Raw genomic sequence first — 12,263 nt, 5'->3', positions numbered from 1 at the left:
CTTTAATCTTCGGACTGACATCCAAGAGTGGATGAACGCAAATGTCGTCGGCGACTATGAAGTGCGGACGGGTTTCCGACGCGGCTATTTTGTTGCCTTTGCGGACGATGGCGAGGCTTCTGCGTTTCGGCTTAAGTGGGGCTAATGTGTGGCTGGGCTGATTGTCACGTCGCGCACGGCTGCCCCCCACTGGAGGCGGGCAATGTCGCGCGCGGCGGCGATGTCGCGAGCTTCAACCTTGACCCTCGCAAGGCCCGCCCGCGTTTTGAGCAGGACTGTGAATATCGTCATGCGCTGACGCTTTCGCCGGTCGCCACATGCACTACGTCCACGCAATCCGCCCAGACGGATATGAAAATTTCGGCCTCCTTTTCGCCGCGCAGGTAAACGCGGTTCGGCTCTGCATCGCACTCGTAAATAGCGGTGTCGAACCGCCACAGATGGCCGATCCACGTCGCCAGCGCCAAGTAGCCTGTGTGAGCGGAGAGCAGCACGGCGTAGCGATAACGTCCGCGAAAAGGCGGACGGTCTATGGCGGAGGTCATCATGCTGCCGCTCGCTTTTCCACCCGCTGGATAGCCGCCCGACTGACGCCATATCGCTGCGCCAGAGCGCCCAGAGAAGCGCCTGCACGGCGTTGGGCGATGATGTCCCGCTGTTGGTCGTCGGTGAGGCTCTGTGGCCGTCCCAGCGCCTTGCCAGCCGCCTTTGCACGGCTGAGGCCGGATTGTGTTCGCTCAATCAAGAGGTCGCGCTCGAACTCCGCGACGGCCGCGATGACGCCCATCGTCATTTTACCTGCTGGGCTGGTGAGATCGACGCCGCCCAGGGCGAGGCAATGGACGCGAACGCCTCCCTTGGCCAGCGCTTCGACGGTCGAGCGCACGTCCATGGCATTACGCCCAAGGCGGTCCAGCTTGCTTACGATCAGCACGTCGCCGGTTTCCAGCCGATCTACCAGCCGGGCGAATCCCTTGCGCTCCATCGCGGCGACCGAACCCGATACGGTTTCTTCGATAACCCGCTTGGTATCGACGGCAAAGCCCGCCGCTGCGATCTCCTGGACTTGGTTGTCGGTCGTTTGGTCGGCGGTGCTGACCCGGCAATATGCAAATGTGCGGCTCATCGGTTACTTCCTGTATCGAAACTGTGCATCGATATATATGGTGTATCCAATATGTCGTCAACCTATATTCCGATACAGTCCCAGTCACTGTATCGTAACCGGTCGATTTCAAGCACGATCGACAATATCTGCATTTCGCCTGGAAAAGTTCTGGGGCCGTGCGGTGTCGGATTGCTGATCCATTCCTAGAGAAGCGGCCTGACAGAAAGCGACCAGAAGCAGACGTTTCCTACTCCCCTCCCTTCCAGGGAGGGGCCGGGGGTGGGTGCGCCGCGTAGCGGCGGTCTACGGTCGATAGGGCAGAAGCTCGCTACGCTCGCAACCCACCCCAACCCCTCCCTGGAAGGGAGGGGCTATGTCTTGTTTCCACCCATACCGTCGATCCTGGATCGCTAATCGATTCGTGTCGGGGGGCTCCTGGTCCAGTTTAGGCCGGACAAGCAGTCCAGCTTCGTTCACCAGGTGCAGCACTTCAACATTCGAGCGAGAACCGCAGTTTTGATATCAGGGGGATCGACCCGAACGGTCCTCCGCTACCACACCCCTTTCAGGCACCCTCACGTTTTGTCCCAAGAGGGATCGTGGCGTCTGATTTTTCTGAAAAATCAAAGATTTCTTGCGTCCCGCTTGGGGCGGCCTGGTTCCGTTGCGTCCCGTCCGGTACCCGCACGTCAATTTGAATTGGGGGTATTTTGGGCCTGGACCCCAATCAGGCGATACCCCTAAATGGTCGACAGCACGGGCATCAAGGCAGTTGGGGACGGGAAATGGTGCGGGCACAAGCATGGACCGTCAAAGTGCCGCCAGTGGCGAAAGGCCCGCCAGGCCGTGGATCTCGGATCGCCAGATGTCCGCATTATCGAGGTGACCGGAAGCCGGGTTGGCGGCGCGCCCGTGCTGCCCGAATTGCTGGAGCAGATAGCATACGGATCCAGCCATCGCGAGCGTCAGTGCAGATGGCGCTTTCGATACAAGCGTCTGTCACGAAGCATCACCAGCGCAGTCTGGTCGAAATGCGGCCTTGCGAGCGATTTGCGCATCAGGGCTGGAGGGAGTGATCTTCGCGCGGCGATCAATCCGATGGTGGGGGCGCTTTGCCGGGGATGGGCGGTGACGGGCCGAAACTGCCGGCGGGCTGGGCATGCATCATCTGCTGGAGTTGAAGCATCGGGCGCTGGTCCTCGGTGATGCCGCCGGACATCGGACGGTCGATGTCGATCACCAGCAGCAAGGTGCCTCCGAACAGCACCAATAGAAGTGCCGCCGTCGTTCTGCCGCGGCGTCCGGCCAGGACATAGCCCAGGACGGCTGCGGCGATGACCTGATAGACGATCAGCATCAGGAACACTTCCAGCGGCACATGCGAGCGGCGGGATTGCTGCCGGGCGGCGTCCATGTCGATCATCTCGTTCATCGAACTGATGTAGGCGCTCGACAGCGGGCGGCCGTCCATCGCGGGGAACGCGGCGACGGTGGCTTTCCAGAGATCGATGATGAGTTGGTCGCTCCGGGCCAGGGCCTGGCTTGGCACGGCGCTGCGCGCTTCACGGGCCAGCAGGATTCGATTGTCGGTATAGTCCCGCAGGAGAGCGCTGAGCCGGTCACGATGGGGGGCGGGCAGCAACTGGGTGCGCAGATACGTCGTTCCGATCGCGTTGGATTCGGCAAGCACCATTTGTCTGCGCGCGTCGAAACGATCGATCGACAGCGAGAAGGTGAAGCCGACCAGAAGCGCGAGCAGGCCCATCACCGAGGAGACGATGTAGCCTTCTTCATTATGCGAGCGGCTGGCATCGGCGACGCCATTGCGCACGCGTAGGCGCCAGCCGGCGAAGGCCGCGATGATCATGGCGCCGTAAAGGATAAGCCCGATCAGCGCCAATGGAGCGCTGAGTAGCCAATTGCCGATCTGCGCCATGAAACTCTCCGATTTGCGTTCAGCCGCGTGATGGTGGCAGCGGGGGCAGATCCGACATATCGGTATAAACCCCTAGGCGGCGTGGGCCGGAACCGAAATCCATCGGAAGCGATGCGCGCGATTTCGATAGGGAATTCTTGTTTTCCCGAATTCTTGTTGAATTTTCGGCAGCCGTTCCGTGATTGCTTGGTTCGGGGTTTTCCCGTTTTTCGGTGAACGCGTCCGGGGTTGACGAAAATCCGGGTCGTGACTTTTTCCATGGCTCCGGTGTGAGAAGCTATATTGGGATTAATTCCTCTGCGTGTTAGGGATTACACCGATAGTACAGGGGCGATCCGGCAGCGATGATACGAGGTCCTTTTGTTGTGCGGCCGTTACTGGCGTGAGCGGGGAGGTGTCGTGAGCAGTTTGACGCGCCGTATCGTCCTGGCGGATGACCATGAAGCCATTCGCCTGGGAGTCAGTTCGATGCTTTCCAGTCGACCCGACTGGCGTATCGTCGGTGAGGCCGGCAATGGCCGCGAGGCACTCGACCTGATCCGCTCGACCCAGCCGGACATCGCCATTCTCGATTACTCGCTGCCGGAAATGAACGGCCTGGAAATCGCGCGGGCGGTCAAACGGGAAATGCCGCGCGTCGAAGTGCTGATCTTCACGATGCACGATCGCGAGGACGTTCTTGCGGATCTCTTGACGGCGGGGGTGCGCGGCTATCTGCTCAAGTCCGACGCCAGTCGGCATCTCGTGGCGGCCGTTGATGCGCTGGCATCTCGCAGGCCTTATTTTTCCGCCAACATCTCCCAGATCCTGCTCGACAAGTTTGTCGAAACGGTGGCGAAAAGTGGGCCTACATCGGTGCTTACGCCGCGGGAGCGGGAGATCGTGCAACTTATCGCGGAAGGGCGGCTCAACAAGGAGATCGCCGCAATTCTGGATCTTTCGATCAAGACCATCGAGACTCATCGCTCGACCGTCATGCACAAGCTGCATCTCAATACGACCGCAGACCTTGTCCGTTTTGCGGTGCGCAACAACATCATCGAGGCCTGAGAGTCTGCTTGTAAAATGCCCGTAAGGGCATTTTGAGGGCGGCACCAGCTTACTCTCCCACCCGACCACCCTCAGGACACTGCCGATGGGCGGCCGGCTGGGGAGTGGGCCTGTTTGCTTGACTGATCTGGCGGAGTGCACCGGCCATCACGGTACGATTGCGCTCGCGTCGTTCCTGCAGGCGCAATTGCGACCGCCGGTCGGCAGTCCGGTATATCGGGCTATCGTCGTTTGCATTTTCAAATGAAGGTGCGGCCGCTCGTGGCGGTGCGCACCTTCATTTTCATATCAGTGGCTTAGCGTTCGCTGTGCGACCGCGGTCACCGCAGTTCCGAAAGGCATGGTGCGCACGAAGACCTTGCCGCCCACCGCTTCCATCCTGGCCTGCATTCCCGGCACGCCGACGCCGGACGCGCGGTGCTTGGGCGGCGGCGAGCAATGGGCCGGGAAGTCGCGGATGCGCAGGGTGGTCCATTTCTTGCCGCGCTTCAGGCGGACGCAGGCGCGTGTGGCGTCGCTATGCTTGAAGATGTTCATCAAGGCCGCCTGGGCAACCCGGAACAGGGAAAGTTCGGTTTCTGCGGCAATATCGCTCGCAATACCGGACGCGCTGAACGAGATATGGATTCCCGTCCGGGCGCTCATGCCTTCGGCCAGGGCTTCCAGCGCGCCGTCAAGCCCGAGCTTGGCGATTTCGGGGGGGGGGCATGAGGTAACTGACACAGCGCACCTGCTTCTGCAGCAGGTCGATGGTATCGTGGGCGCTGCGCATGGCGTGGACCCGTGTAAGATCGCAAGGGCCGGCAATGCGGTGCAGGTCAAACTCCAGTTCCAGCAGCAGCTGGGCCGTGACATCATGAAGATCTCGGGCGATGCGGCGACGTTCCTCATCCTTGGCCTGAAGAACCGCCAGTCGCAAATTGCTGGAAGCGCTGGCACCATGGATGTGCGCAAATGCGCTGTCGTCGCAAAGATCCTCAACGAATCGATTCAGTTCGCGTATCGGCATGAGATTCCCCTGTAGGTCCGGGTCTAAATCCCTTGTTCTTATCGGCGACCGCAGGGCACTCTTATCTAGGTAGAAATACCACGGATTATTTACATAGGGCAAACACTTAATTCAGCGGCCGTATTTCCTACAGGCGCGTTGTGTAACACTTCTAACATGGCGGCTAAGGTCGGCGCGCCCTGTTGACGCAAGGCGCGCTGCCAACCCCTTCTCCGCCCGGATAATGCCCGCAAGGGCTTGCCTCGGCCGGGCCTCAGACCTGAGGTGCGCGGACGATACAGCGAAAACCGACGTGGCTGGTCGAGGTGTCCTCGGGCTGTGCATGGCGTGCGGCAGGGCGGTATCTGCGGCAGTAGCTCGGCGCGCAGAGGTGCGATCCGCCCTTCAGCACCCGGCGCGGGATGCGGATCTCGGGCATCGCCGGATCGTAGCTGTGATCCTGGCTGCCACCGCGTGGATTGCGGGGGGCGCAACAGGGTTTTCCCGCGTCGGACTGGTGGCGAGCGCTGTAGAAGTCGGCGGTCCACTCCCAGACGTTGCCGATCATGTCGTGAAGGCCGAACGCATTGGCGGCAAACGCGCGTACCGGAGAGGTGCGCAGGTAACCGTCTTCCATGGCGTTTTCATGCGGGAACTGTCCTTGCCAGGTATTGGCCTGGGGGACGCCGCCGGGCATCAGTTCATCGCCCCAAGGAAATTCGGCACGGTCGAGGCCGGCCCGGGCCGCCAGTTCCCATTCCGCTTCGGTGGCCAGTTCCTTGCCGGCCCATGCGGCATAGGCCTGCGCATCGGCAAACGCGATATGGACGACCGGGTGATCGTCCAGCCCTTCAAGCGACGAATCGGGCCCCAGCGGGTGGCGCCAGTCGGCGTGGAAACGATAGTCCCACCACTGGCTGAAATCGTGGAGCGAAACGGGGTGCGAGGGCGGCGCGAAGACCAGCGAGGCAGGCTCCAGCATGGCCGGGTCGGCGCCCGGATAATCGGCCGGATCGGGGCGCTTCTCGGCATTGGTGACATGGCCGGTCGCCGCCACGAATTCGGCGAAGGCGGCGTTGGTCACGGGGGTTTCGTCCATCCAGAAGCCGTCGACCGAGACCCGGTGCGCAGGGGCTTCTTCGGGATAATGGGCATTGGAACCCATCCAGTAGGTCGCGCCGGGAATGAAGATCATTCCCGCATGCTGTTCACCGGCCGGGACTTGCTGAAGAATGCCGTCGTGTTCGCTCATGACCTGCCTCGTTGCTATGCGCCGCATTGTGCATTGGGATACGCGGCATTCTCTAGGGATTAACCCTCGATTTTCATGGGGATTACCCGTGGCTTGCGCTCATAGGCGCAGGGTCGCGGTCGCCAGGACGCGGGTCGAGGTCGCGCCGGCCTGGAGTTCTGTCTGGAGCCCGATATGCGGGGTCAGTTCCAGGTTGGCGCCAAACACGCCAGCCCACGGCTTCCGCGCCTTCAGGGTCACCTCGTAGCGCAGGCTGACCGGGTCTCCATCCTCGAACAGCGGTCCGCTTGTCACCACGCCGCGAACGCGGTTCTCGAGATCGAAGTAGTTTACGCCGATATAGGGGGCGAAATAGGAGTCGCGGCCCACCGCAAAGCGCGGGCCGCCGCGCAGGCCGAGGTTGGTCGAACGCACGTCGGAGCGCTCCTTGGAGGAGATGCTCACGGTCTTGGCGATCGAGGCCAGCACGAACCATTTGTTGGTGCCGTAGACCAGCAACGTACCGACGGTGATCGTCGTGTTGTCCACTTTGGTATCGACCGGCAACTGGACCACGCCGCAGGGCTTTGCCGGGCGGCAGAACGGCCGGGGGATCAGCGCGTCGAGATCGATGGCAATGTCGATCTGGTTGGTGCCTTTCACTTTTCCCAGCGAGGCAAAGACATTGACCCCCGGCAGGATCCAGAGGTCTCCCTTGAAGCCGACCAGGGTGTTTTTGCCTTCGATCTTGCGTGTCGTCACCGAAGGAAGCGGGATCAGGCTGGCGTCGGCGGCTGGGGGCGAACCCTTGCTGACTGCCGCGGACAAGTCGTGGGATACGAACTGGGTGGAGGAATGGACTGTCATGACACCCAGCCCCCACGGTTCCGGGATCCGATAGCCGCGCTCGATGGCCTTGCCGGCAGCGAGCGGAAACAGCCGGTGGCGGCGCTCGGGAACGGACGGGGAGGGGGGCGGGCTGTCCGCACAGCTGGTGACCGGCTGGCCCACTTGCGGGTCGGCCCCGGGCGGACAATTGGGGAAACCCTCGCTCCGGGGGGCATCGGCGGAGGCTTCGCCGGACAAGGCCTGTTCGGAATCGGCGTCGCCGGCTGGCTGATCTTCGGTACGCGCCTCTGCCGGCGATGCGAACATCGCGCAGAACACGCTTGCGAGCAGGATCGTTCGGTACATGGCGGCATGGTGCCAAGTCCGGCCTTGTGCAGCCATCGGGCAAATCCCTGAGGAACGTGGCGGTTTCCCCCCATGGCATCGGGTGGACGCCGGGGGCCTTCCCGGTAGTTCACCCGATGGTGTCTCTCCGCGGAACGTGGTGCAGTTTCACCCTGTCGTGGGAGGTGGTCCTTGACGCGTTTGGCGTTCGTTTCTCTGCTGGGTCTGATTGCGGGGGCGGGCCTTGGCGGCGCCGAGGCGCGCGCGCAGGCGACGCAGCCGGTGGAAGAGCTCAACGAGCAGGTGCTGTCCATGGAGCCGGTCGCTGCCGGCGAGAAGCAAGCCGGCGGCAGGCCGGGCATGGACCTGATCGTGGCGCCGATCCCGCTCTCGAACCCGACGCTGGGAACGGGATTGGCGGGGGTTGCCGTCGCCTACTACAATCCCAACGGTGAGCCGGACCCCTGGGTGACCGGCGTCGGCGCCGGCTATACGAGCACGGGAACCTGGGGGCTGGGGGCCTTCCACAAGATGTCCCTGGGGGGAGATCGCCTGAGGATCGCCGGACTGCTGGGGGCAGGCGATGCCCATGTGAAGTTCTACGGCATCGGCGGCGGGGCAGGCGACAAGGGGCTATCGCTCAAGCTGCGCGACAAGGCGGTCATGGGCTATCTCGATGGGCAGGTTCGGATTGGCAACTCCGGCCTGTTCCGGCATCTCTTTGTCGGCGCGCGCATTGCCCATACCCGGGTGCGCTCGACCCTTGCCATCCCGACGCCGGACAAGGCGCAGATCGAGATTCCCGAATTCGAACTGCGCAGCCACATTTCCGCGATCGGGCCATCGGTGACCTACGATTCTCGCGATCAGCCGTTTGCCCCGCGCAAGGGCGTCTATGTCACCGCGGACTGGATGTTCGGCGCCGACTTCCTGGGCAGCGATTTCACCCACCGCAAGCTGGAGATCAAGGCCAACGGCTTCTTCCCGCTCGGCCCCCGGACCGTGCTCGGCATTCGCCGCTCGCTGTGCATCGTCAAGGGCGAGGCGCCCTATTACGACCTTTGCCTGTTCGGCAAGGATTCGGACCTGCGCGGCTATGAGGCCGGGCGTTACCGCGACCATGCTAGCTGGGCGCTGCAGGCCGAGATCCGCCAGCAGCTGAGCACGCGCGTCGGTGCGGTCTGGTTCGGCGGGGCCGGCGGCACGGCGGCGAGCGGCAAGGACATCTGGAAACACAGTCACGTCCTGCCCTCGGTGGGCATGGGGCTGCGCTATCTCGCCTCGCCGGAGAACCGGGTGAACCTCAGGATGGACCTTGCCTACGGGCGCGACGGGGCAGCGCTCTATTTCGGCATCGGCGAGGCGTTCTGAGCGACCGGCCGGGCGGCGACGGCGCGGACCGGCAGGCGGAAGGCGGAATTTCGCCTCTCCATTCAAGGGTAAATCCCGACTGGAGCAATGCGCAGTGTGCGTGAATGCTCGGTCGTCATTGCGTCGGAGGTGCATGATGGTGAAGGACATGAGGAACGAACGGGCGCGCAGGCTCCCGTCGAAAGTCCTGGCGATGGCGGCGATCGCTGCCGGCGGCCTGGCATTTGGCAGCGGGGAGGCCAGCGCGACGGAAGGCGCTGCCTCGCTCTACCTGCTGGGGTCGGGCGGGCCGGGCACCGCGGTCATGCCGCCGGTCGAGGGCATCTATGTCGACAACGTGATCTACGTCTACGACGGCAATGCCAAGGCCTCGCGCGAGTTTCCGGTCAACGGCAAGATCGTGGCCGGTCTCGACGCCACCATCGTCGCGGACTTCCCGACCTTGCTGGCGGTGCCATCCACCAATTTCCTCGGCGGCACCCTGGCCGTCGGCGCGACGGTGCCGTTCGGGGCCCCGATCCTCGACGTCGATGCCATCCTGACCCGCCCCGGCGGCCCGTCGCTGTCCGGATCGCGCCACGACAGCGCGCTGACGACGGGCGATCCGGTCGGCCTCCTCATGCTGGGCTGGCACGGCAAGAAGCTGCACACGCAGTTTTCCACGATGGTCAACGTGCCGATCGGCAACTACCGCGAGGGGCAGCTGGCGAACCTCTCGCTGCATCGCTGGGCGGTCGACACCTCGGTGGCGCTGAGCTGGCACGACACCGATTCCGGCTGGGACATCACCGGCAAGGCCGGTTACACCTTCAACGGCCGCAACGACGATACCGGCTACAACAGCGGCGACGAGATCCACTTCGAGGGATCGATCGAGAAGACGCTGTCGCCGTCCTTCTCGCTTGGCGTGCAGAGCTATTACGCCAAGCAGATCTCGGACGACAACGGCCTGATCGGCCCGTTCCGGGGCGAGACTTTCGCGGTGGGCGGAACCGCTGCCTACACGACGCCGATGGCCGGGGTGCCGGCGACGTTTCGCGGCCGGGTGATGCGTGAACTCGACGTCACCAACCGCCTCAAGGGGACCTCGTTCTGGCTCGACTTCTCGGTGCCGTTCACGATGAACCTGCCCAAGCAGTGACGCGGCGATGAGGGCGCGGCCAGGGCGAAGGCCCGGCCGCGCCCGTCAGGAAAGGATGGCATAGATGGAAGAGACCCTGCGCATTCTCGCGAGTTCCTCGGCGCTGGTGCTGGAGGCGCTCGTGGCGCTGATCGTGATGTATGGCGCTGCCGAGGCGCTGGTCCACATGTCGGCGCGGCTGCTGCGCCGCGAGGGCGCCTGGTCCCGGCGGCTGGTATGGATGCAGTTCGCGCAGTGGATCATCCTGGCGCTGGAATTCGCGCTGGGCGCCGACATCATCCGCACGGCGGTGGCGCCGACCTGGGACGATGTCGGTAAGCTGGCCGCCATTGCCGCGATCCGTACCGGGCTCAGCTTCTTCCTGGAGCGGGACATCGAAGCCTTCGAGCCGGGCTCCAAGGAGCATGAGGCATAACCCGGCGGCATCAGCGCATCGTGGCGTGAGCCACAAAAGGGAAAAGGCGGCGCGGATCCGGTCCGCGCCGCCTTTTCCCGTTGCCGATCGGCTCAGCCGAAAAGCGAGATCCCGGTCAGGATCGAGATCACCGAAAGCAGCCCGACCAGCAGCAGTCCGACAGCGACGATCAGCGGTATCGACACCGGGTAGTTGCTGTCGCCATGGATCAGCCCGTCGGCGATCAGCAGCTTGCGCCTGGCGCGCAGGTCGTTGGCGAACTGCACGTGGCGCCAGATTCCGCCGATGAGGATCAGCATGCCCAGCACGATCAGCGTGAGGCCGAAGTTGCGTGGTGCATTGGCATCGCTGAAGGTGCCGGTCTTCGCCAGCTTGGCGAAGGCCTGGTAGAGGGTAAACCCGAAGCCGATCATCGAGAGCGAGGTGCGGATTTCCGACATCAGCGTGCGGTCCGCAGAGAGTCGCGTGCGCTGGATCGACATGCCGGTGCGCCGCTTGGACAGCTCCGTGCGGTGGCCGGAAAGGTCGGTTCGGTACTCCGAAAGGTCGGTGCGATGCTCGGACAGCCCGGTCCGCTTGCGCGAGAGCTTGGTGCGGAACTGGGAAAAGATGCTGGAAACATCCTCCAGCCCGTCGGGGCCGACATCGGGGAGGGGCGGGACCGGGGTGGGCGTAAACCGTTCCGGTCGATGATCCTGATGATTTCCAACGTCCTGCGTCATTCTCAAGCGCTCCTGCGGCGTCCGTCCGCGACGGCCGGTCCCTGCAAGTGTGGAGCGGCAGGGCGGCGCCGCAATCAGGGTTTTCCCGCAGCAGTTCAGGCGTTCGCCCGTGAATGGGGCGGGAATGCCCGCAAGGGGGCTGGTTTACCCGCGAGCAAGGGCCAGTAGTCTCCGCACTCAGGGATAATCCCGATGGCGGAGGGACTTGGGCCATGGGCATCGTGGTGGACGCAGCACAATGAGGTTCAGGGGTGTCCATGCGTCTTTTCCGTTTCGCCGCGATGGCTACGGCCGCTCTCTGTCTGGCCGGGCAGGCCGCCGCACAGGAAACCGATGGTGCGGCCGCGGCGCAGCCGGCGGCGGAGGAGGGCGGATCCAGCCTTGCCGACCAGCTGGCCAATCCGGTGGCGAACCTCATCTCGGTGCCGTTCCAGTTCAATTACGATTGCTGCTACGGCCCCAACGACGGCGACCGGCTGACGGTGAACATCCAGCCGGTCATCCCGGTCAGCCTGTCCAGCGACTGGAACCTCATCACCCGCACCATCGTGCCGATCATCAGCCAGGGCAGCACCGTGCGCGGCGTCAGCGGCGATACCGGGCTGGGTGATACGGTGCAGAGCTTCTTCCTCTCGCCCAGCAAGCCGGTCAATGGCCTGGTCTGGGGCGTGGGGCCGGCGATCCTGTGGCCTACCGGCATTTCCGCGTTCAGCGGCGAGAAGTTCGGCGCCGGGCCGACTGCCGTCGTGCTCAAGCAGAACCACGGGGTGACGGTCGGCCTGCTGGCCAACCACATCTGGTCGTTCGCGGGCAAGAGCCGCTACCCGGACGTCAGTGCGACCTTCATCCAGCCCTTCATCACCAAGACCCTGCCGGATTCCACCAGTTTCGCGCTCAACACCGAAACCAGTTACGACTGGAAGAACAAGCGCTGGACGGTGCCGATCAACTTCAACGTCAGCCATGTCGTGCGCCTCGGCAAGCAGCCGGTCAGCCTTGGCGTCGGCACCCGCTACTATGCGGAACGTCCCGAGGGCGGGCCGAACTGGGGCGTGCGGTTCGTGATGACGCTGCTGTTCCCCAAGTAGGCCGCGCAGGGGCCGTAACTCCTTGAGGGAACGGCGGCCT

Annotated in this window: 13 protein-coding genes and 1 pseudogene; 6 read left to right on the top strand and 8 right to left on the bottom strand. The window is 63.6% G+C overall.

Features of this window, described 5'->3' with window-relative positions:
- Positions 1-287 precede the first annotated feature (287 nt).
- Positions 288-548: a hypothetical protein gene (locus tag OKA11_RS04370; RefSeq protein WP_267218989.1), complete on the bottom strand. Its 261-nt coding sequence runs from the start codon at positions 546-548 to the stop codon at positions 288-290.
- On the bottom strand, positions 545-1,126 hold the full coding sequence (locus OKA11_RS04365) for a recombinase family protein (protein WP_267218988.1): 582 nt from the start codon (positions 1,124-1,126) through the stop codon (positions 545-547). The genes OKA11_RS04370 and OKA11_RS04365 overlap by 4 nt, the downstream gene beginning before the upstream one ends.
- 726 nt (positions 1,127-1,852) lie before the next feature.
- Here OKA11_RS04365 and OKA11_RS04360 point away from each other — a divergent pair.
- Positions 1,853-2,129: pseudogene (locus OKA11_RS04360) on the top strand (transposase); the annotation flags it as partial.
- A 69-nt stretch (positions 2,130-2,198) separates the two neighbouring features.
- Here the strand turns inward: OKA11_RS04360 and OKA11_RS04355 are convergent.
- Positions 2,199-3,044, bottom strand: coding sequence for a bestrophin-like domain (locus OKA11_RS04355; protein WP_267218987.1), 846 nt, complete (start codon positions 3,042-3,044; stop codon positions 2,199-2,201).
- A gap of 363 nt (positions 3,045-3,407) precedes the next feature.
- Between OKA11_RS04355 and OKA11_RS04350 the strand changes: the two genes are divergently transcribed.
- Positions 3,408-4,094, top strand: coding sequence for a response regulator (locus OKA11_RS04350; protein ID WP_267218986.1), 687 nt, complete (start codon positions 3,408-3,410; stop codon positions 4,092-4,094).
- Positions 4,095-4,382: 288 nt separating this feature from the next.
- Here OKA11_RS04350 and OKA11_RS04345 read toward each other — a convergent pair whose 3' ends face one another.
- The 4 genes from OKA11_RS04345 to OKA11_RS04330 form a co-directional block, all read right to left on the bottom strand.
- The gene (locus tag OKA11_RS04345; protein ID WP_267218985.1) at positions 4,383-4,739 is read right to left on the bottom strand and encodes a sensor histidine kinase; all 357 of its coding nucleotides are present in this window, start codon (positions 4,737-4,739) and stop codon (positions 4,383-4,385) included.
- Positions 4,740-4,767: 28 nt separating this feature from the next.
- The gene (locus OKA11_RS24660) at positions 4,768-5,103 is read right to left on the bottom strand and encodes a histidine kinase (protein ID WP_379489383.1); all 336 of its coding nucleotides are present in this window, start codon (positions 5,101-5,103) and stop codon (positions 4,768-4,770) included.
- Positions 5,104-5,356: 253 nt separating this feature from the next.
- Complete coding sequence (locus tag OKA11_RS04335; RefSeq protein WP_267219011.1) at positions 5,357-6,277, bottom strand: formylglycine-generating enzyme family protein; 921 nt, start codon at positions 6,275-6,277, stop codon at positions 5,357-5,359.
- Between the two features lie 156 nt (positions 6,278-6,433).
- Positions 6,434-7,543 carry a porin family protein gene (locus tag OKA11_RS04330; RefSeq protein WP_267218983.1) on the bottom strand — a complete coding sequence of 370 codons (1,110 nt, stop codon included), beginning with the start codon at positions 7,541-7,543 and terminating at the stop codon, positions 6,434-6,436.
- Positions 7,544-7,678: 135 nt separating this feature from the next.
- On the opposite strand from OKA11_RS04330, the gene OKA11_RS04325 reads away from it, so the two are divergent.
- From OKA11_RS04325 to OKA11_RS04315, 3 genes are all read left to right on the top strand, one after another.
- Positions 7,679-8,857 carry a BamA/TamA family outer membrane protein gene (locus OKA11_RS04325; RefSeq protein WP_267218982.1) on the top strand — a complete coding sequence of 393 codons (1,179 nt, stop codon included), beginning with the start codon at positions 7,679-7,681 and terminating at the stop codon, positions 8,855-8,857.
- A 148-nt stretch (positions 8,858-9,005) separates the two neighbouring features.
- A complete protein-coding gene (locus OKA11_RS04320) occupies positions 9,006-9,998 on the top strand; it encodes a SphA family protein (RefSeq protein ID WP_267218981.1) in 993 nt (330 codons plus the stop codon).
- Positions 9,999-10,062: 64 nt separating this feature from the next.
- Positions 10,063-10,413, top strand: coding sequence for a DUF1622 domain-containing protein (locus OKA11_RS04315; RefSeq protein ID WP_267218980.1), 351 nt, complete (start codon positions 10,063-10,065; stop codon positions 10,411-10,413).
- Between the two features lie 92 nt (positions 10,414-10,505).
- Here OKA11_RS04315 and OKA11_RS04310 read toward each other — a convergent pair whose 3' ends face one another.
- Positions 10,506-11,135: a YidH family protein gene (locus OKA11_RS04310; RefSeq protein WP_267218979.1), complete on the bottom strand. Its 630-nt coding sequence runs from the start codon at positions 11,133-11,135 to the stop codon at positions 10,506-10,508.
- A 257-nt stretch (positions 11,136-11,392) separates the two neighbouring features.
- Here OKA11_RS04310 and OKA11_RS04305 point away from each other — a divergent pair, with 257 nt between their 5' ends.
- Entirely contained in the window at positions 11,393-12,223 is an 831-nt protein-coding gene (locus OKA11_RS04305; protein ID WP_267218978.1) for a hypothetical protein, read from the top strand.
- Positions 12,224-12,263 lie beyond the last annotated feature (40 nt).

Source organism: Novosphingobium clariflavum (genome assembly GCF_026420865.1).
GTDB classification, from domain to species: Bacteria; Pseudomonadota; Alphaproteobacteria; order Sphingomonadales; family Sphingomonadaceae; genus Novosphingobium; species Novosphingobium clariflavum.
Note: the sequence above shows the minus strand (reverse complement) of the source record. Positions and strands in the feature narration are given on the sequence as shown.